Annotated in this window: 22 protein-coding genes; 8 read left to right on the top strand and 14 right to left on the bottom strand. The window is 65.5% G+C overall.

Annotated features, from left to right (window positions below; genetic code table 11):
* Window positions 1–2: 2 nt before the first annotated feature.
* On the bottom strand, window positions 3–494 hold the full coding sequence (locus tag ACNJYA_RS26140) for a tripartite tricarboxylate transporter TctB family protein (RefSeq protein WP_172784169.1): 492 nt from the start codon (window positions 492–494) through the stop codon (window positions 3–5).
* Window positions 495–655: 161 nt separating this feature from the next.
* Window positions 656–1648, bottom strand: coding sequence for a tripartite tricarboxylate transporter substrate binding protein (locus ACNJYA_RS26135; protein WP_439363744.1), 993 nt, complete (start codon window positions 1646–1648; stop codon window positions 656–658).
* Between the two features lie 218 nt (window positions 1649–1866).
* On the opposite strand from ACNJYA_RS26135, the gene ACNJYA_RS26130 reads away from it, so the two are divergent.
* Entirely contained in the window at window positions 1867–2346 is a 480-nt protein-coding gene (locus ACNJYA_RS26130; protein WP_439363743.1) for an SRPBCC family protein, read from the top strand.
* A 113-nt stretch (window positions 2347–2459) separates the two neighbouring features.
* Here the strand turns inward: ACNJYA_RS26130 and scpA are convergent, their stop codons facing one another.
* The 8 genes from scpA to ACNJYA_RS26090 all read right to left on the bottom strand — a co-directional run bounded on the left by scpA (window position 2460) and on the right by ACNJYA_RS26090 (window position 9805).
* Window positions 2460–4616: a methylmalonyl-CoA mutase gene (gene scpA / locus ACNJYA_RS26125; RefSeq protein WP_172784620.1), complete on the bottom strand. Its 2157-nt coding sequence runs from the start codon at window positions 4614–4616 to the stop codon at window positions 2460–2462.
* 21 nt (window positions 4617–4637) lie between these two features.
* Window positions 4638–5102: a GFA family protein gene (locus tag ACNJYA_RS26120; RefSeq protein WP_439363742.1), complete on the bottom strand. Its 465-nt coding sequence runs from the start codon at window positions 5100–5102 to the stop codon at window positions 4638–4640.
* On the bottom strand, window positions 5099–6970 hold the full coding sequence (locus ACNJYA_RS26115) for a methylmalonyl-CoA mutase family protein (RefSeq protein WP_439363741.1): 1872 nt from the start codon (window positions 6968–6970) through the stop codon (window positions 5099–5101). Before ACNJYA_RS26115 ends, ACNJYA_RS26120 begins: the two co-directional genes overlap by 4 nt.
* 81 nt (window positions 6971–7051) lie before the next feature.
* Window positions 7052–7543, bottom strand: coding sequence for a 2-amino-4-hydroxy-6-hydroxymethyldihydropteridine diphosphokinase (gene folK / locus ACNJYA_RS26110; protein ID WP_439363740.1), 492 nt, complete (start codon window positions 7541–7543; stop codon window positions 7052–7054).
* A gap of 1 nt (window position 7544) precedes the next feature.
* The gene (folB, locus tag ACNJYA_RS26105; protein WP_025035064.1) at window positions 7545–7913 is read right to left on the bottom strand and encodes a dihydroneopterin aldolase; all 369 of its coding nucleotides are present in this window, start codon (window positions 7911–7913) and stop codon (window positions 7545–7547) included.
* Window positions 7910–8770, bottom strand: a complete 861-nt coding sequence (folP, locus tag ACNJYA_RS26100; RefSeq protein WP_439363739.1) for a dihydropteroate synthase — start codon at window positions 8768–8770, stop codon at window positions 7910–7912. Before folP ends, folB begins: the two co-directional genes overlap by 4 nt.
* 237 nt (window positions 8771–9007) lie before the next feature.
* Window positions 9008–9415 (bottom strand): DUF4332 domain-containing protein, encoded by a 408-nt coding sequence (locus ACNJYA_RS26095; protein WP_025035066.1) that lies wholly within the window; start codon window positions 9413–9415, stop codon window positions 9008–9010.
* Window positions 9416–9439: 24 nt separating this feature from the next.
* Window positions 9440–9805: a DUF2267 domain-containing protein gene (locus ACNJYA_RS26090; protein WP_212259623.1), complete on the bottom strand. Its 366-nt coding sequence runs from the start codon at window positions 9803–9805 to the stop codon at window positions 9440–9442.
* A gap of 337 nt (window positions 9806–10142) precedes the next feature.
* On the opposite strand from ACNJYA_RS26090, the gene ACNJYA_RS26085 reads away from it, so the two are divergent.
* The 3 genes from ACNJYA_RS26085 (at window position 10143) to ACNJYA_RS26075 (ending at window position 14653) form a co-directional block, all read left to right on the top strand.
* Window positions 10143–11765: a helicase HerA-like domain-containing protein gene (locus ACNJYA_RS26085; RefSeq protein WP_439363738.1), complete on the top strand. Its 1623-nt coding sequence runs from the start codon at window positions 10143–10145 to the stop codon at window positions 11763–11765.
* Between the two features lie 140 nt (window positions 11766–11905).
* Window positions 11906–13234 carry a glycosyltransferase family 87 protein gene (locus tag ACNJYA_RS26080; protein ID WP_212259619.1) on the top strand — a complete coding sequence of 443 codons (1329 nt, stop codon included), beginning with the start codon at window positions 11906–11908 and terminating at the stop codon, window positions 13232–13234.
* A 24-nt stretch (window positions 13235–13258) separates the two neighbouring features.
* Window positions 13259–14653 (top strand): M20/M25/M40 family metallo-hydrolase, encoded by a 1395-nt coding sequence (locus tag ACNJYA_RS26075; protein ID WP_212259617.1) that lies wholly within the window; start codon window positions 13259–13261, stop codon window positions 14651–14653.
* Between the two features lie 291 nt (window positions 14654–14944).
* On the opposite strand, the gene ACNJYA_RS26070 is transcribed toward ACNJYA_RS26075, so the two are convergent.
* Both ACNJYA_RS26070 and ACNJYA_RS26065 read right to left on the bottom strand, forming a co-directional pair.
* Window positions 14945–15724, bottom strand: coding sequence for a class II aldolase/adducin family protein (locus tag ACNJYA_RS26070; RefSeq protein WP_212256968.1), 780 nt, complete (start codon window positions 15722–15724; stop codon window positions 14945–14947).
* Window positions 15725–15917: 193 nt separating this feature from the next.
* Window positions 15918–17567 (bottom strand): glycosyltransferase family 39 protein, encoded by a 1650-nt coding sequence (locus ACNJYA_RS26065; protein WP_212256967.1) that lies wholly within the window; start codon window positions 17565–17567, stop codon window positions 15918–15920.
* 329 nt (window positions 17568–17896) lie between these two features.
* Here ACNJYA_RS26065 and ACNJYA_RS26060 point away from each other — a divergent pair, with 329 nt between their 5' ends.
* Window positions 17897–18769, top strand: coding sequence for a DUF308 domain-containing protein (locus tag ACNJYA_RS26060; protein ID WP_212256966.1), 873 nt, complete (start codon window positions 17897–17899; stop codon window positions 18767–18769).
* Between the two features lie 145 nt (window positions 18770–18914).
* A complete protein-coding gene (locus tag ACNJYA_RS26055; protein ID WP_172784182.1) occupies window positions 18915–19331 on the top strand; it encodes a MucR family transcriptional regulator in 417 nt (138 codons plus the stop codon).
* Window positions 19332–19462: 131 nt separating this feature from the next.
* Here the strand turns inward: ACNJYA_RS26055 and ACNJYA_RS26050 are convergent, their stop codons facing one another.
* Window positions 19463–19891, bottom strand: a complete 429-nt coding sequence (locus ACNJYA_RS26050) for a SufE family protein (RefSeq protein ID WP_212256964.1) — start codon at window positions 19889–19891, stop codon at window positions 19463–19465.
* A gap of 68 nt (window positions 19892–19959) precedes the next feature.
* On the bottom strand, window positions 19960–20403 hold the full coding sequence (locus ACNJYA_RS26045; RefSeq protein ID WP_212256963.1) for a DUF5330 domain-containing protein: 444 nt from the start codon (window positions 20401–20403) through the stop codon (window positions 19960–19962).
* Window positions 20404–20815: 412 nt separating this feature from the next.
* Between ACNJYA_RS26045 and ACNJYA_RS26040 the strand changes: the two genes are divergently transcribed.
* Both ACNJYA_RS26040 and ACNJYA_RS26035 read left to right on the top strand, forming a co-directional pair.
* Window positions 20816–22678 carry a PAS domain-containing sensor histidine kinase gene (locus tag ACNJYA_RS26040; protein ID WP_212256962.1) on the top strand — a complete coding sequence of 621 codons (1863 nt, stop codon included), beginning with the start codon at window positions 20816–20818 and terminating at the stop codon, window positions 22676–22678.
* A complete protein-coding gene (locus ACNJYA_RS26035; protein WP_439363737.1) occupies window positions 22671–23402 on the top strand; it encodes a peptidoglycan-binding domain-containing protein in 732 nt (243 codons plus the stop codon). Before ACNJYA_RS26040 ends, ACNJYA_RS26035 begins: the two co-directional genes overlap by 8 nt.
* The last annotated feature ends 23 nt before the right edge of the window (window positions 23403–23425 follow it).

Raw genomic sequence — 23425 nt, 5'->3', positions numbered from 1 at the left:
GATTACCAGGGCGTCGGCAATAGGCCGGCGGGAAGCGGCACGCGCAGCAGCTTGCCGAAGATGAGGTGAATGGCGAACGGCGACAGCATCGCGAGCGGCAGCGCCAGCTTCCACTTGGCTCCGAGCGCGGTCGAGGTCACGTAGACCATGATCGCCGCGGTGATGATGAAGCCGAGCCTGTCGGCGGCAAAGACATAGAACAGCAGCAGCGCCGGTGGCAGCAGCGCGCGCAGGCCGTAGAGCTTGCTCTGCGGCGGCGGGGCTGCCGCCTGGCCGTCCTCGAACGGCACCAGCTCTTCCTCCTCCTCGAAGGAATGGCCGATGCCGAACACGATCGCGAGCCCGCACAGCGCAAGGCCGCAGCCGATCACCAGCGGAAATACGTTGGGGCCGACCGGCTGCCCAGGCACCGGCGGCAGAATGTAGCCGCCATAGGCGGCAGCCGCGCCGAGCACGACGAGAAACGATCCCGTGACGGAGTCGGGAAGACGCATGGGAGGGCCCTGTGAGAGATGTTCTGCCTCGCGCGCGGCGGGGCTATCGAATATGCACTCCGTCATTGCGAGCGTAGCGAAGCAATCCAGAGTCGTTCTGCGGAGGGATTCTGGATTGCTTCGCTGCGCTCGCAATGACGATGTGGCAAGAGCTCAGTCCTTCACGCCTTGCTCAGGCCCGCGGCCTTCATCGCCTCGCCCATCTGGGCATCGCCCTTGTCCATGAAGCCCGCGAAGTAGGCCGCATCGCCCCACACGGTGCCGAAGCCGCGATTGCTCATGAAATCCTTGAACTCGGCCGAGTCGTAGACCTTCTTCAGCGCCGCCGTGAGCTTCGTTGCGATCTCCGGCGGCAGATTTTTCGGCCCGGCAATGCCGCGCCAGGCGCCGGTTGCGTAGTCGATGCCCATGGCCTCCTTCAGCGTCGGCACGTCCTTGAACACCGGGTTGCGCGCGGGCGCCATGATGGCGAGGCTCCTGGCCTTGCCGGCCTCGATGATCGCGCGCGCCTCCGGCACCGAGCAGGTGGTGAGGTCGAGACCGCCGGCGGCGAGATCCTGCATCGCGGGTGCTGCGCCATTCGACGGCACCCAGGCGACCTGGTTGGCAGGCAGGCCCATCGCCTGCATCCAGCCGACCAGCGCCAGATGCCAGATGCCGCCCTGGCCGGTGCCGGACGCCTTGAACTTGCCGGGAGGCGCCGCCTTGATCGCATCGGCGAGCTCCTTGACCGTCTTGTAGGGCGAGGAGGAGGAGACCTGGATGCCGGGCGGATCCTCGTTCATCAGCGCCAGCGGCGTGTAGCTCTTCGGCGTCAAGTCGGTGAGGCCCTGCCAGTGCATCATCGAGATTTCGACCGTGAGCATGCCGATGGTGTAGCCGTCGGGCTGCGCGGTCGCGATCGCGCTATGGCCGACCACGCCGGAGCCGCCGGTGCGGTTGACCACGTTGAAGGGCTGGCCGAGGTCCTTCTCCAGCAGCGCTGCGACGATGCGCGCAGTGGCATCGGTGCCGCCGCCGGCGCCCCAGGGCACGATCACGGTGACCGGCCGGGCCGGATAGGCTTGCGCAAGTGCGGACTTGAAGCCGAAAGCGGCGGAGGCCGCGACTGCAGCGGTGGAAGCCGCAAAGGTGCGGCGCGAAATCTTGGACATTGAATGCCTCCCAGCGGCGCCCGTGATGTCGGGCGCTCTTGTCAACGCCGGCATTCTAGTCGGCTTTGCGTCGCCGCCGCAAGGTAGCGCTACCAACTGGACGCGCCATGTTGTGAAGAGCAGACGGCCGATCGAATGGGTGGTCGGAAATCGGGTGGGTTTTGTCTGCGCGCGAAGCCAACTTCAGCGCGTAACGAAGAACCAAAGGCAAGCCATCGATGAACCAAGCCTATTACAGCGCCGTGCTGGACCATCCGCTGAACGACGTCTGGTCGCTGATCCGCGATTTCAACAACTACCCCGCTTACATCGACGGGGTGAGCGAGAGCGAGATCGAAGATGACAAGCGCGGCGATGAAGTCGGCGCCATCAGGCGCTTCTGCTATCTCGGAAACTGGATCCGCCAGCGCCTGGTCGATCACTCGGACCGGCAGCACACTCTCACTTATGCCGGTCTCGAGGCGATACCCTATCCGCAAGACGACGGCGGACCGAGTCCGGCGCCGGCGCGCTACCAAGGCACCATGCATCTGCGTCCGATCGTCGAAGGCGACCGCACCCTCATCGAATGGTCGGTCGCGCTCGAAACCGAAGCTTCGGACGCCGAGCGCTGGAAAGCCCTGTTTGCCGCCTGGATTCCCGATTGGACGGATTCACTGGCACGGACCCTGGCCCGGACCCGTCCGCGATCTGGTTAGAGCATGATCCGGAAAAGTGTGACGCGGTTTTCCGAACGGATCATCAAAGGATCGAAGGCGCGATGACGATTCGTCCAAATCTCATCGCGCTTTAGAAGATCTCGAGGGAGAGGCTACTCCGCCGCCTCGCTATGCCCCAGCCGGGCGTTCAGCTTGCGGATCAGCTCCTCGGCCGCGTCCGCGATCACCGTGCCGGGCGGGAAGATCGCCTCCGCACCGGCGGCGTAGAGCGCATCGTAATCCTGCGGCGGCACCACCCCGCCGACGATGATCATGATGTCGTCGCGGCCCTGCTTCTTCAGCGCGGCCTTCAGCTCCGGCACGGCGGTGAGGTGGGCGGCGGCCAGCGAGGAGACGCCGAGGATGTGCACGTCGTTCTCGACCGCCTGCCGCGCGGCTTCGTCGGCAGTGGCAAACAGCGGCCCGATGTCGACGTCGAAGCCGATATCGGCGAAGGCCGACGCAATCACCTTCTGGCCGCGGTCATGGCCGTCCTGGCCGATCTTGGCGACCAGGATGCGCGGGCGGCGGCCTTCCGCCTCCTCGAAGGCGTCGATCAGCGCCTGAACCTTCTCGACCTGGGTGCCCATGCTGGACGCCTCCCGCTTGTAGACGCCGGTGATGGACTTGATCTCGGCGCGGTGCCGGCCGAACACCTTCTCCATCGCGTCAGAGATCTCGCCGACGGTCGCCTTGGCGCGTGCCGCGTCGATGGCGAGCGCCAGCAGATTGCCGTTGCCTTCGCCGGCAGAGCGCGTCAGCGCGGCGAGGGCGGCATCGACCTCCTGCTGGTTGCGTTCGGCCTTCAGCCGCTTGAGCTTGTCGATCTGCAGCCGGCGGACATTGGTGTTGTCGACCTTCAGGATCTCGATTTTGTCCTCGTCGGTCGGCTTGTACTTGTTGACGCCGATCACCGCCTGCTTGCCGGCGTCGATCCGCGCCTGCGTCTTGGCCGAGGCCTCCTCGATACGCAGCTTCGGCACGCCGGCTTCGATCGCCTTCGCCATGCCGCCGAGTTCCTCGATCTCCTGGATATGGCCCCACGCCTTGGCGGCGAGGTCGCGCGTGAGCCGCTCGACATAATACGAGCCGCCCCAGGGATCGATGATGCGGGTGGTGCCGCTTTCCTGCTGCAGGAACAGCTGGGTGTTGCGGGCGATGCGCGCCGAGAAGTCGGTCGGCAGCGCCAGCGCTTCGTCGAGCGCGTTGGTGTGCAGCGATTGGGTATGGCCTTGCGTCGCCGCCATCGCTTCCACTGTGGTACGCATCACGTTGTTGAAGACGTCCTGCGCGGTCAGCGACCATCCCGAGGTCTGGCTATGCGTGCGCAGCGACAGCGAGCGCGGGTCCTTCGGGTTGAAGGGCTTCAGCAGCTTCGCCCAGAGCAGGCGCGCCGCGCGCAGCTTGGCGACCTCCATGAAGAAGTTCATGCCGATCGCCCAGAAGAACGACAGGCGCGGCGCGAAGCGGTCGACGTCGAGCCCCGCGGCAAGTCCGGCGCGCAGATATTCGACGCCGTCCGCGAGCGTATAAGCGAGCTCGAGATCCTGCGTCGCGCCGGCCTCCTGCATGTGATAGCCGGAGATCGAGATGGAATTGTACTTCGGCATCCTCGTGGAGGTGTAGGCGAAGATATCCGAGATGATCCGCATCGAGGGCGCCGGCGGATAGATGTAGGTGTTGCGCACCATGAACTCTTTCAGAATGTCGTTCTGAATGGTGCCCGACAGCTTCTCCGGCGGCACGCCCTGTTCCTCGGCGGCGGCGACGTAGAGCGCGAGGATCGGCAGCACCGCGCCGTTCATGGTCATGGACACGCTCATCTGATCGAGCGGAATCCCGGCAAACAGCGTGCGCATGTCGTAGATGGAATCGATGGCCACGCCGGCCATCCCGACATCGCCGCCGACGCGCGGATGGTCAGAGTCGTAGCCGCGATGGGTGGCAAGATCGAAGGCGACCGAGAGACCCTTTTGCCCGGCCGCGAGGTTGCGGCGGTAGAACGCGTTGGAATCCTCCGCCGTGGAGAAGCCGGCATATTGCCGGACGGTCCAGGGCTGGTTGACATACATCGTCGGGTAGGGACCGCGCAGATAGGGCGCGATGCCCGGATAGGTTTCGAGGAAATCGAGCCCGGCGACATCAGCCTCGCCATAAGCGGGCTTCACCAGAATGCCCTCCGGCGTCAGCCACGGCTCGGCGCTGCCCGCAGGCGCAGCGACGGTTGGCCGCTCAAAGGCAATGTCGGCGAAATTCGGAATGCGGCTCATGGCTTCAACCATATCGTAAGCTCAATCATGATCCGGATGCTGATGGCTGACGATGGTGGCCATCTTCTCCGGTCCGTAATTCTGCTGCGTGGTCTGGCTCGGCAGATTGGCGATGCCGACCACCCAGCCGAGGCGGGATTCGGTGCCATATTGCCGGGTCGGCACCACGTGGTCCGGCCGGTCGAAGGCGCCGGTCATGATCTCGATGCGCGGGCCATCGATGCGGCGGAAGCTCAGGGGCGTGCCGCAGGCGGCGCAGAAATCGCGCATCGCGATCGACGAAGATTGGAACGCCGACGGCGTGCCCTTGGTCCAGGCAAAGTCCGTCTTCTCGACATCGGCGAAGGAGGCAAACGGCGCGCCGCTGGCCTTCTGGCACATCCGGCAGTGGCAGATCGAAATCTTGTTCGGCGACGCCGTCAGCGCAAAGCGCACGGCGCCGCATTGGCAGCCACCGGTGAGAACGGGTTTGCTGGTCTCGGTCATGCCATTTCCATCCGTCGATAGGCGTCTTGCAACGTGACAACCGCATCACCCCCGGCGAAGACAAAACCCGTGACGCCGGCGGCCCGCAGCGCCGCCTCGGCCTCAGCCGGGCGGCCTGCCAGATAGATATGTCGCCCGCCGCTCGATTGCAGGGCCCTTGCCGCAGCTTCGGCGTGTTCCGCATAGACCTTGTCGCTGGAACACAGACAGGCCAGCTCGGCGCCGGAGGCCTTGAAGGCCGCGGCCAGCTTGGCCGGATCGGCAAAGCCCTCGCTGTCGACCGCCTGGATGCCGCCGGCCTCGAAGAAGCTCTTGGCGAACGTCGCGCGCGCGGTGAAATCGGCGGGCGTGCCGAGATTGGCCAGGAACACCTTTGGCCGTGCGCCCCGCGCCTTCAACATCGCGTCGGATTTGTCGCGCAGCGCCTCGAACGGTTCCGCGAGACGGATCGGCGCCAGCGCCTCGAACTTGTATGTCTGTTCGCCATAGGGCGGAAGCGCGATCGGCGTTGCCTTCAGGACAGTGGCTTCGCTCTCCTGCAGGTTCGGAAACTCGCTGGCGCCGGTCAGCACGTCGCGGCGCTTCGCGATATTGGCCTCGCGCGCCTTGCGCGTTGCCGCGACCTTGCTCTGGAACACACCCTGCTGAAGCGCGGCGAAGGCGCCACCGGATTTCTCGCTCTCCTGGAATAGCGCCCAGGCCGCGTCGCACAGCTGCGCCGTCAGCGTCTCGATGCCGCCGGCGCCGGCCGCGGGATCGCTGACCTTGGCGAGGTTGCTTTCTTCGAGCAGCAGAAGCTGGGTGTTGCGCGCCACGCGCCGCGCGAACGGATCGGGCAGGCCGAGCGCCAGCGTATGCGGCAGCACGGTGATGGCATTGGCGCCGGCGAGCCCCGCGGCGAAAGTCGCCATGGTCGCGCGCAGCATGTTCACGTAGGGATCGCGCTGCGTCAGCATGCGCCAGGCGGTGTCGGCGGCGATGAACAGCGGTTTCGGCGCGAGCCCGCAAGCGGTCTCGATGCGCGCCCACAACAGCCGCAGCGCGCGGAATTTGGCCATGGTCAGGAATTGGTCGGCATCAGCGGCGAGCCGCGCATAGACCATGCCCTGCGCGGCTTCCAGCGGAATGCCCGTGCCTTCGATCGCGCGCAGATAAGCGACGCCGCAGGCCAGCACGAAAGCGAGCTCCTGCACTTCCGAGCCGCCGGCATCATGGATCACGCGGCCGTCGGCGGAGGCGAACGGCCCCTTGAAGCCGAGCCCGGCGAGGCCCTTGATGGCGCGCGTGATCGCGGGGCTGATTTCGTCCCAAGTATAGGGGCTGTGGCCCCACACCGCGCCAGCCGCGAGCGGATCGAGCCCGAAGCGGATGTTGCAGGCGGCGGGATCGAGGCCGTTGCTCTTCACATATTCCGCGACATGGATCGCGGCCATCCGCGATTGCGGTCCAATCTCGAGCTCGATGCCGATCCCGGCGTCGAGATGAATGTCCTTCAGGACCTTTGCCACCGCGTCGGCCGAAGGTTCCAGGCCGAAACCGCGCGCGCCATTGGCGCCGGCGAACACCAGCGCAAGCCCGGTTGCACCGTTCTCCAGATCCTGCAGCGCCTGCGCATTCGCGAGCGCCGCATCGGGATGGTCGATCCGCTGGATGATCTGCCACGGCGCGGCCGGCAGCCGGCCCACCACCGGCGTAACGCCCTTCGCACGCGGATAGAGCGGTTCGATCTTGACGCCGTCATAGGTCTTGCCGACCAGCTTCTCGAACGGCGCGCCCTTCAGCACGCCGTCGACCAGCTTGCGCCAGTCCTCAGGCGTAGCCTTGGGAAAATCCGCCGCCAGCGGCAGGTCGTCAGTCACGGAGGTCATGCGGCGCGGGGCTCCCCAACGTCTTGTTATTCGCAGGCGAAATTGCCACGGCGGACCGTTCCTGCAAACGGTTGTTTTTGGTTAACCGGTATCCGGAAGCCGCTCAATGCCTTGCGTCGAGACGCTGGCGAGCCCGTCACGCACACGAATGCCCGAGATCACGCGGTCCGGTGCGATTTCGGCCAGCGGCACCAGCACGAAGGCGCGCTCGAACAGGCGCGGATGCGGCAGCGTCAGGTCGGGCTTCTGCAAGGAGACATCGTCATAGGCGATCATGTCGAGATCGAGCGTGCGCGGGCCCCAGCGCCGCGCCTTGGAGCGTGTGCGGCCGAATTTCTGCTCGACTTTCTGCAGCACGAACAATAGCGCGCGCGGATCGAGACTGGTCTCGATCTCGATACAGGCATTGATGAAGGGATCCTGGTTCTCGTCGCCCCAGGGCGGGGTCGTATAGTCGGACGAGCGCGCGATCAGCGCCGCCTGTGCCATGCCGCAGGTGTGCGCGATCGCCTTTTTGAACGTCGCGCGGACATCGCCGACATTGCCGCCGAGTGCGATCAGCACGCTCGCCATATTAGGGGTGCCGCGAGCGTGTCAGCACGATACCGACATCGTCGAAGATCGCGGCGATCGGCGCATGCGGCTTGTGCACCGTGACCTTCACGGCGCGGATGCGCGGGAAGTGCGACAGGATCGCATCAGCCACTGCGCCCGCCGCGCGCTCCAGGAGCTTGTAATTGGTATTCTTGAACGCCGCCGTCGTAGTCGCCACGACTTCAGCGTACGACACCGTGTCGGCGAGCCGGTCGCTGCGCGCAGGCTCCGACAGGTCGGTATAGAGCTCGAGATCGATGACGAAACGCTGACCGACCTCGGTTTCGTGATCCATGACGCCGTGACGGGCGTGGATCGACAGGCCGGTGACGAAGATCGTATCGGTCATTGCTCGCTCTCGATGGCATGCGCCACCCGCAGGGCCTGCAGGGTTTCGGCGACGTCATGGGTCCGGATGATCTTGGCACCGCGCTGCGCGGCGATCAGATGCGCCGCGATCGAGCCGGCGAGCCGCTCCGAGGGCTCCGACGGCGACACCGTGGCGATGAAGCGTTTTCGCGAGGCGCCGACCAGGATCGGCAGGCCGAACATGTCGAGCTCGCGCAAGCGCGCCAGCGCGGCCATGCTCTGCTCGGCGGTCTTGCCGAAGCCGATCCCGGGATCGAGCACGATCTTGTCGCGCGCGATGCCGGCTTTTGCGGCGAGATCCAGCGAGCGCAGGAAGAACGTCTTGATGTCCGCGACGATGTCGATGGCGGGATCGACGCTGTCGCGGTTGTGCATGACGATGACGGGCACGCCCCTGGCGGCGATCAGCGGCGCCATCTCGGCGTCGCGTTGCAGGCCCCAGACGTCGTTGGCGATCGCCGCGCCCTGGTCGAGCGCGAAGGCCACCACCTCCGCCTTCATGCTGTCGATCGAGACGGGCACACCGAGCGCCACGACGTCCGACAGCACCGGCTTCAGCCGCGCGAGCTCCTCCGCCGCCGTGACCGGCCGGGCGCCCTGGTAGGGCCGGGTGGATTCGGCGCCGATGTCGATGATGTCGACGCCGGCGGCGATCATCGCCCGCGCCCGCTCCAGCGCCCGCGCGGGCGCGATGAACTCGCCGCCGTCGGAGAAGGAATCCGGGGTGATGTTGAGCACGCCCATCACCGCAGGAAGCGGCCGGCCCACGAGCGTCCGCAGCGCGTCGATCCCGGCCGAGCCGGCCGGCGGGACGGAAGGGGAGGGCGAGGCATTCATGCGGCCCGCTTTGCGCGGTCGCGAAGAGGGTGTCAAGCCGGGATTGAGGGCGATTCGCGGCCATTCCGATGCGCACAGACGGCCGAGAGGACGCGATGTTCTTGCCCACACTCCGTCATTGCGAGCGCAGCGAAGCAATCCAGACTGTCACCGCGGAAAGATTCTGGATTGCTTCGCTGCGCTCGCAATGACGATCTGGGAGCAGTGATGCCCCACCTCTCCAGCTTGGCCCGCAGCCTAATACGTAATCTTCGGCGGCAGCTTCTTGGCCTTGGCGATGATGTCGCCGACCGACTTCTCGGAAGGCAGGAGGCGGACGAGCTTCTTCTTCTCGTTGGCCTCGCGCATGCTCTGCGCCAGTCTCGCCGGATTTCGATAGGCGAGCTCGCGCACGGTGGTGACGCCGGCGGCGCGGACGAGCCCGACCTTGGCCCTGCCCATGCCGGGGATGCGCATGTAGTCGGAGACGTTGGCCCATTCCAGCAATTGCTGCTCGCTGATGCCGGTCTTGGCCGAAAGCGCCTTGCGGCCCTTCACGGTGGAGGCCGCCTCGAGCAGCGCGTCCGTGGTGCGGATTCCTTGCGCCTTCAGCTTGTTGGCGGCAAAGGCCGGCAGGCCCTCAATCTCGGAGATCGGATATGTCATGATGCTCGATATGAAAAGCGTCGCTCAGGCGAACTGGCTGAGGCCCGGCGTCCCCGCAATGATCTTGCCCATCTGATCCGCTCCGATTTTGTCTCGCCCGTAGCGGAAAAGTTCACGGGAGACGTTTTGAATCTCGGACATGCCGAGCCCGAGGCTCATCAGGCGCGTGCCGACGGCCATCAAGCCGCCGCCCATCAGCCGCGACAGGGCGCCACCGCTCTTGGACGCTTCGATCGCGGCTTCCGCTCCGGGGATCTGATCGATCAGGGCCTGCACGCTGTCGGAAGGACCCTCGTTGCGAAGGAAGGCCAGGATGATGCCGACGGTCTTTTCAGCGACAGCACCATCTATGCTGGCGTTTGTCGCCAGCCGTCCGATCAGCTCGTCCATAAGACCCGCCCCTCAGCCGGTTACATTCCGGAATATTGCTTTCGAAAACGATCTTGAGCCGGTGTGACGTGAAATACAAGCGATGAACGCATGCGCCGTCGCGAACGCGCGAAAAGTGTTGCCGCCGTGCAAGAGCCTAGAACGAATCGGCAAAAAATTGCCGCGTTGCGAACGCCGCGTTCCGACTTTCGGCTGATCTCGCCCATCGGTGTCCGACAATGTCGCATGCGCAGGAGCCGCTGAACCGATTTAATCGGCGCGCGAGATGCGTTAAACTACGGAACTGGTGCATTTGAGTTTCAATACGCGAAACTCAGCAGAGAGATCAGAGAGAATAATGACCGCACAGGACAGCAAGCTCGGCGATACCGACGCCAAGATCTTCGTCGGCAAGGGAGACGAGCAGGCCTGGCTGACGCTTGCGCTCGCCAATCGCCACGGCCTCGTCACGGGTGCAACCGGAACCGGCAAGACCGTGTCGCTGCAAGTGATGGCGGAAGGATTTGCACGCGCCGGTGTTCCGGTCTTCGCGGCCGACATCAAGGGCGACCTCGCCGGCATCTGCCAGATCGGCGAACCCAAGGACTTCATCGTCAAGCGCGCCACCGAAATGGGGCTGAGATTCCAGCCCGATCAGTTCTCGACGGTGTTCTGGGACGTATTCGGCGAGCAGGGCCACCCCGTGCGCGCGACCGTCACGGAAATGGGGCCGCTTCTGCTCGCGCGCATGCTCGATCTGAACGACGTGCAGGAAGGCGTGCTCAACGTCGCCTTCCGCGTCGCCGACGACAACGGCCTGACCTTGATGGACATGAAGGATCTGCGGGCGCTGCTCGACGCCATCGTGCCCGACAGCGGAAAGAAGGCTGCGGACGCGGAGCAGGACCCGCTCGCCGCCATCCGCAAGGCCGCTCAGGGGTTCGGCAACGTCACCAAGGCGACCGTCGGCACCATCCAGCGCCAGCTCCTGGTGCTGGAGAACCAGGGCGGCACCAAATTCTTCGGCGAGCCGGCGCTGACGCTCAAGGACTTCATGAAGACCGACAGCGACGGCCGCGGCATGGTCAACATCCTGGTCGCCGACAAGCTGCTCCAGAACCCGAGGCTATACGCGACCTTCCTGCTCTGGATGTTGTCGGAGCTGTTCGAGGAGCTGCCCGAAGCCGGCGATCTGCCTAAGCCGAAGCTGGTGTTCTTCTTCGACGAAGCGCATCTGTTGTTCAATGACGCGCCCAAGGCGCTGATGGACAAGATCGAGCAGGTGGTCCGCCTGATCCGCTCCAAGGGCGTCGGCGTCTACTTCGTGACGCAAAACCCGATCGACGTGCCCGACCGCGTGCTCGGACAATTGGGCAACCGGGTGCAGCACGCTTTGCGTGCCTTCACTCCGCGCGACCAGAAGGCGGTCGCCGCTGCGGCGCAGACCTTCCGGCCCAACCCGAGGCTCGACACCGCAAAGGTGATCACGGAGCTCGGCAAGGGCGAGGCGCTGGTGTCCTTCCTCGAGGGCAACGGCACGCCTTCGATGGTGGAGCGGGTGATGATCCGGCCGCCGTCCGCCCGCATCGGACCGATTACGCCGGACGAGCGCAAGTCGATCATGGCGGCAAGTCCGGTGAAGGGCAAATATGACACGGCCGTCGATGCCGAGTCCGCCTACGAGATGATCCAGAAGCGCATCGCCGGCACGGCTGCGACCGCCGATGGCCCCGCGGGCGGAGGCGGCGGCGGCGTTCTCGGCCAGATCGGCTCGATCGTCGGCACCATCTTCGGCACCAACGTCAAGCGAGGCCGTCTGTCGACCGGCCAGGTCATCGCCCGCGACGTGACGCGATCGGTCACCAACCAGGTGATCGGCGGGATGGCCGCCAATCTCGGCAAGTCGATCGGCGGTCAGCTCGGCGGCTCGATCGGCCGCACGCTGGTCCGCGGTGCGCTCGGCGGATTGCTGCGGCGGTAGGCAGAACGCCCCACGGCAAGGCAATCGATCGACCTCTCCCGCGATCTGGGAGGGCCGAACGTCACACATTCAGGTGAGGGGACTCTCCAAGTCCTTGCCGGTCTGCTACGTCCTGCGTCATCGCCGCTCGGGACCGCACCGTGACCACGTCCTCCCCGTTAGCCAAGCCTGACCTGCCAAGACGCCCGTCGTTGCGGGCGCCGCTGGATCTGCTTTTTCTGTTCTGCTGCATCCTCCTGGCCGCCGACGTGCTCGTTCCCGAGATTTTCGGACGCGGCAAGACCAAGGACTATTCGCTCTGGTACTGGGCTGGACAGCAGGTCTTGCAGGGTGAGCCGCTCTATCCTGCCGCGCCCGAGGACTATTTCGATTTCATCTATCCGCCGCTGCCGGCGATCCTGCTGGCGATCCCGAGCTGGTTCGGCAAGATCCCGCTCTATGTCGTCCTGTCGATCCTGAACGCCGTGGCGTGGTGGTGCACCGGGGCGCTCTCCCAGGTCATGACCGGCTCGGGCCGCGCGCCGGGTCGGTGGCTGGAGGCGCTGCCGGTCGTCGTCACCGTGTCCTTCGTGTTCGACATGTTCGACCTCGGCCAGCCGAACCTCGTGCTGCTGGCGATGATGCTCTACGGCTTCTGGAGCCTGCGGCATCAACGGTCGTGGCTCGCCGGCTTCATGTTCGCACTCGCCATCGCCATCAAGGTGTTTCCAGTCGCAGTGCTGCCTTATCTAGCGTGGCGGCGCAAATGGGCCGCCCTTGTCAGCACGATCGTCTTCACCGGCATACTTCTCTACCTCGTGCCGGCGCCGATCCGCGGCTTCGAGCGCAACGCCGCCGAGCTTGCGAAATGGTACCAGGGCATGGTCGGGACGAGCTCGGAAAAAGGCTTTGGCCAGCGTGGCGAGCAGAACTGGTCGTGGGTCAACCAATCCCTGATTGCCGTCACGCATCGCCTGGTGCGGCCGATCAACTACAATCAGGACGATCCCAAGAAGCCGCCGCGCACCATGAACGTGATCGACGTCGACTACAGGACGGCGAACTGGATCGTGCTCGCGCTGTCGGCGCTGCTCGGGCTCGGCTTCGTCGCAATCATGCCGCGGCAAGCGGCGCGAACGGCGCGCTCGGATGCCGAGGAGCTCGGCATCCTGTTCTGCCTCATGACGGTGGCCTCGCCTCTGGCCCGGCAATACTACTTCATGTGGCTGTTCTTCCCGATGACGGTGTTGATGCATCGCGCCGCCTTCGACGAGCGAGCGCATGTGCGCCTGGGAACCTGGCTCGCGCTGGGTGCCGCCGGCATCCTCATGCTGCTGTCGTTGCCGTGGTTTCCCAATGTCATCCAGGCCTGGGGCAACAACCTCGCTGCGACCGCAGTCCTCGCAGGGTGCCTCGCCTGGCACATCCGGCATCCGCCGCTTGCGGCTAGCCCCGCGGCCGCGCCGGCGTTAAAACCCGGGACCTCGTGAGACCCAACAACCAGGATAGCAATCATGGCCAACGCGCAGCTCCAATCCGTGCTCGACCACATCGACAAGGATTTCGACAACAGCCTGGAGCGCCTGTTCTCGTTGTTGCGGATCAAGTCGATCTCGGCCGATCCCGCCTTCGCCGATGATTGCAAGGCTGCCGCCGAGCATCTCGCCAAGGACATCGCCAGCCTCGGTGTGGCCACCGAGGTGAGGCCGACCGCGGGCCATCCCGCCGTCGTCGGCAGGACCGGCGCGGGCGGACGGCCGCACGTGCTGTTCTACGGCCATTACGACGTGCAGCCGGTCGACCCGCTCGATCTCTGGCACCGTCCGCCGTTCGAGCCCGTCGTCACCGATCATGCCGATGGCCGCAAGATCATCGTCGCGCGCGGCGCCGAGGACGACAAGGGCCAGGTGATGACGTTCGTCGAGGCCTGCCGTGCCTGGAAGAAGGTGACGGGCTCGCTGCCGGTCGACGTCACCTTCCTGATCGAGGGCGAGGAGGAGGTCGGCTCGAAGAACTTCGTGCCCTTCATCGAGGCCAACAAGGACGAGTTCAAGGCCGACTACGTGCTGGTGTGCGACACCGGCATGTGGGATCCGAGCACGCCGGCGATCACGACCTCGCTGCGCGGCCTGCTCTATGAAGAGCTGAAGATCACCGCCGCCAATCGCGATCTGCATTCCGGCGTGTTCGGCGGCACCGCGATGAACCCGATCCGCCTGCTCACGAAGATCCTGGGCGGCCTGTTCGACGACGACAACCGCATCACCATTCCCGGCTTCTATGACGGCGTGAAGGACACGCCGCCCGACATCCTGGCGCAGTGGAAGAAGCTCGATTTCACGCCCGAGAGCTTTCTCAAGCCGATCGGGCTGTCGCTCCCGGCTGGCGAGAAGGGCAGGCTGCTGGTCGAGCAGGCCTCGACGCGTCCGACCTGCGACGTCAACGGCATCTGGGGCGGCTATATCGGCGAGGGCTCCAAGACCGTGATTCCCTCACATGCCTCGGCCAAAGTCTCGTTCCGTCTGGTCCAGGGCCAGGACCCGCAAAAGATCCGCAAGGCCTTCCGTGATTACGTGACGGCGCGCATTCCCGGCGACTGCAAGGTCGAGTTCGGCGACCATTCCGCCGCGCCCGCGGTCGCGCTCGACTGGACCATGAAGCCGCTTGCCGCCGCCAGCAAGGCGCTGACGGAGGAATGGGGCAAGGAGACCGTGCTGATGGGCTCCGGCGCCTCGATCCCGATCGTCGCCGACTTCAAGCGCACGCTCGGCCTCGACTCGCTGCTGGTGGGGTTTGGCCTCGACGACGACAACATCCACTCGCCCAACGAAAAATACGACCTGCAGAGCTTCCAGAAAGGGATCCGCTCCTGGGCTCGCATCCTCGCCGCGCTGGCGGAGGTGAAATAGGCACGGTGCCGTAGGGTGGGCAAAGGCGCAACGCGCCGTGCCCACCATTCGTCCCGGATCGCGAGAGAAGGCGTGGGCACGCTCCGCTTTGCCCACCCTACAAGACCTCTTCCCGTCATTGCGAGCGCAGCGAAGCAATCCAGAATCTTCCGCGGCGACAGTCTGAGTGCTTCGCTGCGCTCGCAATGACGACCGGCCTCAAATAAAAACGCCGCCCGGGATTGGGCGGCGTTTCATTCCAAAAGGCGTAGAGGTTCGTTGAGTGTTACTCTACGCCAAATCCCGAAAATCTCAAGACCTGTAGCCGGGATTGACGCGGTCGAGCTTGCGCAGCAAGGGCGGCCACACGAGGTTGTTCGCGCGCAGCTCGGCGCGGTCGCGGTTGGATAACAGCTCGGTGTTCTTCTCGATCGCGATCTCCTCGACCGGATAGACCGGCGTGCCCAGTGCGCGCGTGCGCACCTGCATCGAGCAGGCGCGTTCGAGGTGGTACATGCGCTCGAAAGCGGAAGCGACCGAGCGGCCGACCGTCAGCGTGCCGTGATTGCGCAGGAGCATGTGGTTGTGGTCGCCGAGATCCTTCTGCAGCCGCGGCCGCTCCTCGTGGTCGAGCGCGATGCCTTCATAGTCGTGATAGGCGAGGTCGTGGGTGACGAGCTGGGCGGTCTGGTTCAGCGGCAGCAGCCCTTCCGCGCTGCTCGACACCGCGGTGCCGTCGAGGGTGTGGAGATGCAGCACGCAGATGGCGTCTTCGCGCACCTCGTGGATTGCCGAATGGATGGTGAAGCCGGCGGGGTTGATGCTGTACTCGCTCTCGGAGAGCTGGTTGCCGTGCAGGTCGACCTTGACGAGGCTGGAGGCCGTGATTTCCTCGAACATCAGCCCGTAGGGATTGATGAGGAAGTGATGGTCGGGGCCGGGCACGCGCGCGGAGATGTGGGTGTCGACCAGATCGTCCCAGCCGTACAGCGCGACCAGGCGATAGCAGGCGGCGAGATTGATCCGTTGCTGCCACTCCGCCTCCGTCATGTTGGAGGGCACTTCCCTCACGCGGGCTTCTGCTGGCGACATGGCTGATCTCTCCGAACGTCGTTGTTGCGGGAAGCGAGCGTAGTCGCGGGTGAGGCTGGCGGCAAGGCGCAAGGAGCGTGGCTGTCGCGCGTAGCCCGCATGGAGCGAAGCGGAATGCGGGGCAGCTCGCACGACGCCACAGGTCCCCGGATTACGCTTCGGTCCATCCCATCTACGGAAACGGAGAATAATCCTACGGCGCCGGGATCGAAAGCAGGCTGGAAATGCCGCGGCCGCGGATGTCGTAGACGCGGGCGAACACCACGTCGTCGCGCTTGATCTCGACCATGACCGGCGCCGTGAGGCCCTTGCAGTAGAACTCGCCGAGCGTCATGGCGAAATCGGCGGCATTGGAATCCCAGCCGATGGTGAAGTCCGGCCCGAGCGCGACCTGGGCCGGGCGCTGCGGTCCGCACACCGCGACCTTCCATTTGCGGTTGATCGGTGGCACTTCCTGGCGCTCGACGAGCTGCTCGCGCAATCCGTCCGAGGCCTGCTTCAAGGCGAGACCCCAATAGTCCAGCATGAAGCGGTCGTCGGCGCCGCGCACCGTGCCCGCGATGTGGTTGAAGTGCGTGTACTGGTAGGGGTGCAGCCGGATCATCTCGGCGAGCGACAGCGCGAGGCCGAAGCAGAAGGTGGCGAGCACGACCGGCTGCCAGGTGCGGTGGTTGGCGCGCAGGCGCTCCATGGTCCAGGCGAAGGCGACGCCGCCGAGCACCGCCATCGGCGGGATCACGAAGACGAAATGGCGGATGCCGTTGTAGAGCGCCGGGCGCTTCACCATCGCGATCGCGAGCGGCAGCGTCGCAGCCAGCGTCAGCATCAGGAGGATGGTCTTGCGGCGCGCCGGAACCTCGCGCCGCGGCAGCATGGCGAAGGTGCTGACGATGGCACCGCCCATCAGCACCAGCATCACCTCGGGCAGCTGCAGCGCGAACAGCGTCGGCAGATACGACCAGGGCATGTCGGGCACCGACACGATCGCGCCGTCGAACATCTCCTTCCATGGCTTCTCGAAGAAATGCGAGAAGTAGGTCAGCGCCTCGAAGGGATTGCCGGGCTCCATGATCGACCACGGCCAGATCAGGCCCATCACGAGGTAGCCGAGCACGAGGCCGGGCAGCAGCACATAGACGACATGGGCGAAGCGGCGAACCGACTCGCGCAGACCTTCGCTGCGCAATTCCTCCAGCAGCAGCGGCATGAACCCGACCGTGGCGTAGACCAAAGCGAGCCCGCCGAGAACGCGGCAGCCGAGCGAGAGGCCGGCCCCCAGGCCGACGATCAGGATCGTGCGCGGCGACGGCTGCGGATATTCCTCGGCGAGCCGCACGAGGCCGAGCATGAGGATGATCATGGCGACCGCGAAGGGCGCATCCTTCGGGTTCATGAACATGTGGCCGTAGAAGATCGGGCAGAGCGCGAGCAGGAGCAGCGCGGCGAGGCCTGCGAGCGGTCCGCCGATGCGGCGGCCGAGCCGCCACGTCACGGCAAGCCCGATCACGCCGACGATGGCACCGACCAGACGGCGCGTCTCGAACAGCTCGAGCGGAATGACCTTGTGCAGCAGGGCCGCGACCATGTCGAAGCCGCCGCCATACATGTAGAGATTGGCGAAGGAGAGCGCCGCGGTATCCTTGAAGCCGGAACCGAACATGCGCAGCAGCAGGTCGGCGTATTCGGCGTGGGTGTAGTCGTCCCAGCCGAGCCCGTAATCGCGGAAGGTCAAGCCTGCAATGACGGCGACCGCGGCCAGCACCAGCATGGCGAGATCGTCGCAAGTCCGCTCGACCGAGCGCCGTGAAGGCGTGTCGATCGCCGAAGTCGTGATGGATGTCATGGCTATCGGTGCCCCGGAATCCCCTCTTGGCCCTGCTGGTGCGCGCGGGCCTCAACCCCGGACTCCCTATAGCGCAGTTCCATTACCAAGTAATTGGGCATTATGGCTAAATTCCTGATGCGACGCAGCAATTCCGGTTGGCACCAATTCCGATGACTTGAGAGCAGCTCTAGCAGTAGCGAGCCGCAGCTGAAGGGAATGTGAATAAGTCCCTGATTTCCTTCCCTTTAGGAACACCGCCCAGAATTGGCCGTTGGCGTGGAACAGCGTATGACGGTATCGTGGCGTAGCGGTTCTCGCGTGCAGATGCGCGGCCGGGGGTGAGTTCGATGAATTTGGCATTGCTGATCGTGGGGATTTGCGCCGTCCTGGCGGGTCTCCTCGCGATCATTTTCGGCATGACGATCAGGGAATTCAGTCTCGGTGGGACTCTCATAATCTCCGGCACCATTGGCGTCTGCTCCGGAATGTTACTGGTCGGCCTGCGTCTGGTGCTGCTCGAGCTCAAGGGCCTCGCCCGCCGGCTGGCCGGTGCGGTCGTGCCATCCGAGGTTCGGGTCAGGCCCGTGCTGCCGGGTCTCGCCGCGCCTGGCGCAGTCGCCCCCGAGCCGGTGCCCGCTGCGGCGGTGAGAGCCGAGCCGGCGCCGCCGCCACCGCCCGCAAGTCCGCCGCCGTGGCAGAGCGAAGCTGCTGCGCGCGAGCGTCCGCGTGCCGAGGCACCGCAGCAGGAACCGGAAGCACCGACGCCACCTGCCGCTCCGGAAGCGCCGCGCCGGCGCAACCTGCTGTTCGCCTCGACCTCGCGCAAGGAACGCGAGCGCGCCGAGGCGAAATCCGGTGAGGCGGCGCCGCCGCCTGTGGAGCCCAGTGAGGCCCCGAACCTTCCGCCAGCGAGCTTTGACGTGGCCTGGCCGAAGCCGGACCGTACGCGCCCGCCAGAACCGCCGGCCGCCCCGCGCCGTCCGCCGCCGCCGCCGCCGCGCTCGCCGTCGACCTTCGCGGAGACCGCTCCGGCGCCGGCGCCCGAGCCGCCGCCGCCCGTGGAGTCCGCACCACCCGTGACGGTGCTCAAGTCCGGCATCGTCGATGGCATGGCCTATTCGCTCTATTCCGATGGTTCCATCGAGGCGCAGATGCCGGAGGGCATGATGCGCTTTGCCTCGATCGACGAGCTCCGCGCCCATCTCGACCAGCGCGGTTGAGGCGGCCGGCATTCAAGTAGAGCGGCGCCCTTCACCAGTAATCAGCGCATCGCCCTCAGTCGTCGTGTTTCAGCCGAATGTATTCTTGACAGGGAATACTTCGGTGTCGTCAATCCCGTGACCACAAGCGGGAGAAGGGGGGCGCATGTCGGATGCGGGGGCGAAGAATTTCATCGAGCTGACCGCGAGTATCGTGTCGGCCTATCTCAGCAACAATCCGACGCCGGCGGCCGAGATTCCGAACCTGATCAATCAGGTGCACGGCGCCTTGGTGCGGGTCTCGTCAGGCCGCACCGAAACCGCGCCGCTGGAGCCGGCCAAGCCGGCCGTGTCGCTGAAGAAGTCGATCGCGCCCGATTATCTCGTGTGCCTCGAAGACGGCAAGCGCTTCAAGTCGCTGAAGCGCCATCTGCGCACGCAGTACAACATGACGCCGGAGCAATACCGCGAGAAGTGGGGCTTGCCGGCCGACTATCCGATGGTGGCCCCGAACTATGCGGTGGCGCGCTCGCAGCTCGCCAAGCAGATGGGTCTCGGGCAGCAGCAGCGGAAGCGGAAGTAGTCGGGGGATCTTGTAGGGTGGGCAAAGCAAAGCGTGCCCACCAGCTCCAGCGCAATCGAAGAAAAATGGTGGGCACGGCGCAAGGGCGCGTTTGCCCGCCCTACGGCGCTCCTCACGCGAGGGGGCGTTCTTTACGAAACTTCGGCGAGCGCTTCTTTCGCATCGGTCTTGATGCGCTCGACCATCGAGCGCAGGCCGTTGGAGCGCTGCGGCGTCAGATGGTCGCGAAAGCCGAACTCGTTGAACACGGCGATCGCGTCGGTATCGAGGATCTCCCGCGGCGTGCGGCCCGAATACAGCGCGAGCACGATCGCGACCAGCCCGCGCACGATGTGGGCGTCGCTGTCGCCGCGATATCTCAGGACCGGCTCGCCATTGCCGCGGTCGACCAACTTCTGCAGCCAGACCTGGCTGACGCAGCCCTGCACCTTGTTCTCGGCCGAGTGTTCCGCCTCCGGCATCGGTTCCAGAGTGCGGCCGAGCTCGATGACGTACCGGTAGCGGTCGTCCCACTCGTCCAGAAGCTCGAAATTGTCCCTGATGTCGTCGATCGTCGTCATATCGGCCCACAGTTCCTGTTAAGGCCAATATAGAGATGCGAAGCCCTGAAATCGATAGGGTTTGGGCGCTAATTCGCCGGCCCTGGTCCGCGCCATTCGAGCGCAAGATCATCCTGGGTCAGGGTATCGCGCGGCGCCTCGCTCGCGGCAAGATCGCCTTCGCCGGCCAGCGCGATCGAGCCGGTATGGTCGGGCGCCTTCTTGTTGTCGTTCTTGCTGCCGTCGTTCTTGTCGTTGGTGATCTGCTCTTTCTTGTCGTTGATGATCTGATAGAGCTTCTTCGCGCCGTCCTGGGCGCGCTGGCCGATGATGGTCGCGGCCTGGCCGCCGACCTCGCAGGCCGCCGGCTGGCGCTTGCAGAACTGGGTCATGTCGGAAACGGCCGCGGTCGCGGCCTGCACCGCATCGGCGGCGCCGATCTGCGGCAGCTTGTCCGATTCGGGCGTCTTGTCCCGCGGCAGGAGCACCAGCACCAGCCCGAGCCAGAATGTGATGCGGAGCAGAAAGCGCATCTTATCGACCTGTACGTTAGATCCCGCCGCGGCGATCCCCGCAGAGCGCGTCGGACCTAGCAACCCTCGATAAATCGCAAGTGATTGCCTTGAGCTTAATTCGCGGAAAATAGACGCAAAAAACTTTGCAGAGCCCGGTCTCGTAAATTTTCCATTGATGCCGCGGCCCGTGACCTTCCGGAGAAGGTCTATCCACCATTTCGAAACCATGCGGAGGACCGTGAAACCCTGTGTTCACCATCCGCAGCGAAGACGTCGCCAAATCGTCTAAAAAGCTCCGCGATAACGCGGTGTCCGGCCGCGCGCTGTGCCGCCTTAGCACTCGTTTAAGGTCGCTCTGACACGGTGGCGCAACGACAAGGAGGCGTTCCGGCGCGTCTTCTCAAGACGATTGAGCCGAAGCGCGAGACCCGTGACAGTTTTGAGTATCATCCGCGATTGTCTCGATGCACTGCTGCATCCCTCCGCGCGCTACGATGCGCTGACGCGCGCGCGCCATCGCGCCTTCATGGCACCGCGGCTGCTCGGCAGCCTCGCCGCCTTTGCCGCATTCCCGGTCTATCTCGCCATGCGCGGCGCGCCGAGCGCGATCGAGGTCGCGGCCTTCGCCTGGCTGATCGCGCCGATCATGTTGTCCTGGTTCCTGTCACGCACTGGCCGCTACGAGGGTGCGCATGTGCTGTCGTCGCTGGCGCTCGCCGGCCTGATCATGGCCGTCGCGGTCACGACGGGCGGCATCGAATCCTTCGCCGCGGTCTGGCTGGTCGTGGTTCCGCTCGAAGCTGCGCTGTCGGCTTCGCGCCGCGTCGCGGCTTTCGCCTCGCTGCTCGCGCTGTCCTGCGCCGGAATGCTGATCCTGGTCAGCCAACTCGGCTGGCTGCCGGTGGCGGAGCCGAGCGCGGCCGAGCGCGGCGTGCTGATGGCGTTCGGCGTTGCCTCGGCTACTCTCTATGCCGCGGGCCTCGCCTTCGGCGCGGAATCGCTTGCGCGCACCAGCGTCGCGCTGCTGTCGCGCGAGGAGGAGCGCTATCGCCTGCTCGCGCGCAACATGAGCGACGTTATCTCACGGCATCAGCGCAACGGCGCGGTGCAGTTCATCTCGCCGGCCGCCGAGACCATGCTCGGCATGCAGGTGGCGCAACTGCTCGGCCACGGCCTGTTCGACCGCGTCCATGTCGCCGATCGGCCGGCTTATCTCACCGCGTTGTCGGATGCGGCGCGCGGCGAGGTGCGCAGCGTCGAGTTCCGGTTGCGGCGCGAGCCCGTCTCCGAGAGGGGTCAGGTCGATTTCATCTGGGTCGAGATGCGCTGCCGTCCGCTCGACCAGGACAGGGCGCGTGACGTCACGTGCGAAGCCGAAGTCGTCGCCGTGATGCGCGACGTCACCGACCGCAAGCTTTTCGAGCAGGCACTGGACCAGGCGCGCAGCGCCGCCGAGGCGGCCGATGCCGCCAAGACGCGCTTCCTCGCCACCATGAGCCACGAGCTGCGCACGCCGCTCAACGCCATCATCGGCTTCTCCGAGATGATCGCGCAGGAGCAGAGCCTGATGCTGGGTGCGGCCCAGCGCAAGGAATACGCCCAGCTGATCAACGATTCCGGCCAGCACCTGCTGTCGGTCGTCAACGGCATCCTGGACATGTCGAAGATGGAATCGGGCACATTCGAGATCGCGTCCGAGCCGTTCGCGCCGCGCGCCTCGCTGCTCCATTGCTGCAATCTGCTGGCGCTGAAGGCGCGGGAGAACGGCATCGACCTGATCACCGACGCGCCGCAGGACCTGCCCGTCATGACTGGCGATCCCAGGGCTTTCAAGCAGATCGTGCTCAACCTCGTCGCCAACGCCATCAAGTTCACCGAGCGCGGCGGTCAGGTCTGCGTCTCTGCCGCGGTGTCCGGCTCGCAGCTGACGCTGCGCATCAGCGACACCGGCGTCGGCATCGCGCCCGACGATCTCAAGCGCATCGGCGCGCCGTTCTTCCAGACCGGCACGACCTATCAGCGCCGTCACGAGGGCACCGGCCTTGGACTTTCGATCGTGAAGAGCCTCGTGGCGTTGCATCTCGGCGAATTGACGGTACAAAGCCGGTTGGGCGAGGGCACGGCGGTCACCGTCAAGCTGCCGCTCGTCTACACGCCGCCGCAAGTCAAGCCGGCCGAGCGCAAGATCGCGACGCTGACGCCGGCGCTGCGCCAGGATATTCAAGACCAAGCTCACGACCAGTCCCAGGACCAACCTCAGGATCAACCCGCTCTGGTGAAGAAAAGTGCCTAAGAAGTCTGCCAAGGACGAAGCCGCTCCGCGCCGCCGTGGCGCCAAGGCCGCGGTCATCGATGTCGAGACCGAGCGCAACCTCGTGATGCGCGTGCTGCTGCACAGCCCCAAGGATACGCTGGCCGGTCTCGTCGCCGTCGCCGCGATCGCCGCGATCGTCGCCAATGCGCTGTTCCTCCAGACCGGCCGGCACCCCGCGCCGATGTTCGGCACGGTGATCAATCTTCCCGCGCCGTCCTCCGTGCCGCTGTCGAACCCGTTGCCGCGTCCGCGCCCCGTCGGCGCCGATACCTCGCCGCTCGAGCCGCGCGCGACCGAGTTCCGCGTCGAGCCCAAGCCTGCTGAGCCCAAGCCTGCCGAGTCCAAGGCTGCCGAGCGTGCCGCCGAGAAGGCGACCGAAAGGCCGGTCGAGGCGACCGCCTCGACGCGCTCCAACGATCCGATGACCAATCTGGTCAAGGCGACGACCTCGACGCCGCCGGCGGCCGTGCGTCCGCCGGCGCCGATCCCGGCGCAAAGCCCGGCCGCGCGGCGCATTGCCGGCGTGCAGCGTGCGCTGTCCGAATATGGCTACGGCAATTTGAAGATCACGGGCAGCATGAGCAGCGAGACCCAGTCCGCGATCCAGAAATTCGAGCGCGAGCACAAGATGCAGGTCACCGGTCAGGTCTCCGACCGCCTGCTGCGCGAGCTCGCCGCTGCGATCGGCCACCCGGTCGAATGATTGTCACGCTTCGGAGCGAGGCT

The organism is Bradyrhizobium sp. BLXBL-01, from assembly GCF_051853025.1.
GTDB lineage: Bacteria > Pseudomonadota > Alphaproteobacteria > Rhizobiales > Xanthobacteraceae > Bradyrhizobium.
Note: the sequence above shows the minus strand (reverse complement) of the source record. Positions and strands in the feature narration are given on the sequence as shown.

Coding starts and splice junctions, on each gene's coding strand:
- ACNJYA_RS26140 (WP_172784169.1), bottom strand. CDS start 494: ATGCGTCTTCCCGACTCCGTCACGGGATCGTTTCTCGTCGTGCTCGGC.
- ACNJYA_RS26135 (WP_439363744.1), bottom strand. CDS start 1,648: ATGTCCAAGATTTCGCGCCGCACCTTTGCGGCTTCCACCGCTGCAGTC.
- ACNJYA_RS26130 (WP_439363743.1), top strand. CDS start 1,867: ATGAACCAAGCCTATTACAGCGCCGTGCTGGACCATCCGCTGAACGAC.
- scpA (WP_172784620.1), bottom strand. CDS start 4,616: ATGAGCCGCATTCCGAATTTCGCCGACATTGCCTTTGAGCGGCCAACC.
- ACNJYA_RS26120 (WP_439363742.1), bottom strand. CDS start 5,102: ATGACCGAGACCAGCAAACCCGTTCTCACCGGTGGCTGCCAATGCGGC.
- ACNJYA_RS26115 (WP_439363741.1), bottom strand. CDS start 6,970: ATGACCTCCGTGACTGACGACCTGCCGCTGGCGGCGGATTTTCCCAAG.
- folK (WP_439363740.1), bottom strand. CDS start 7,543: ATGGCGAGCGTGCTGATCGCACTCGGCGGCAATGTCGGCGATGTCCGC.
- folB (WP_025035064.1), bottom strand. CDS start 7,913: ATGACCGATACGATCTTCGTCACCGGCCTGTCGATCCACGCCCGTCAC.
- folP (WP_439363739.1), bottom strand. CDS start 8,770: ATGAATGCCTCGCCCTCCCCTTCCGTCCCGCCGGCCGGCTCGGCCGGG.
- ACNJYA_RS26095 (WP_025035066.1), bottom strand. CDS start 9,415: ATGACATATCCGATCTCCGAGATTGAGGGCCTGCCGGCCTTTGCCGCC.
- ACNJYA_RS26090 (WP_212259623.1), bottom strand. CDS start 9,805: ATGGACGAGCTGATCGGACGGCTGGCGACAAACGCCAGCATAGATGGT.
- ACNJYA_RS26085 (WP_439363738.1), top strand. CDS start 10,143: ATGACCGCACAGGACAGCAAGCTCGGCGATACCGACGCCAAGATCTTC.
- ACNJYA_RS26075 (WP_212259617.1), top strand. CDS start 13,259: ATGGCCAACGCGCAGCTCCAATCCGTGCTCGACCACATCGACAAGGAT.
- ACNJYA_RS26070 (WP_212256968.1), bottom strand. CDS start 15,724: ATGTCGCCAGCAGAAGCCCGCGTGAGGGAAGTGCCCTCCAACATGACG.
- ACNJYA_RS26065 (WP_212256967.1), bottom strand. CDS start 17,567: ATGACATCCATCACGACTTCGGCGATCGACACGCCTTCACGGCGCTCG.
- ACNJYA_RS26060 (WP_212256966.1), top strand. CDS start 17,897: ATGAATTTGGCATTGCTGATCGTGGGGATTTGCGCCGTCCTGGCGGGT.
- ACNJYA_RS26055 (WP_172784182.1), top strand. CDS start 18,915: ATGTCGGATGCGGGGGCGAAGAATTTCATCGAGCTGACCGCGAGTATC.
- ACNJYA_RS26050 (WP_212256964.1), bottom strand. CDS start 19,891: ATGACGACGATCGACGACATCAGGGACAATTTCGAGCTTCTGGACGAG.
- ACNJYA_RS26045 (WP_212256963.1), bottom strand. CDS start 20,403: ATGCGCTTTCTGCTCCGCATCACATTCTGGCTCGGGCTGGTGCTGGTG.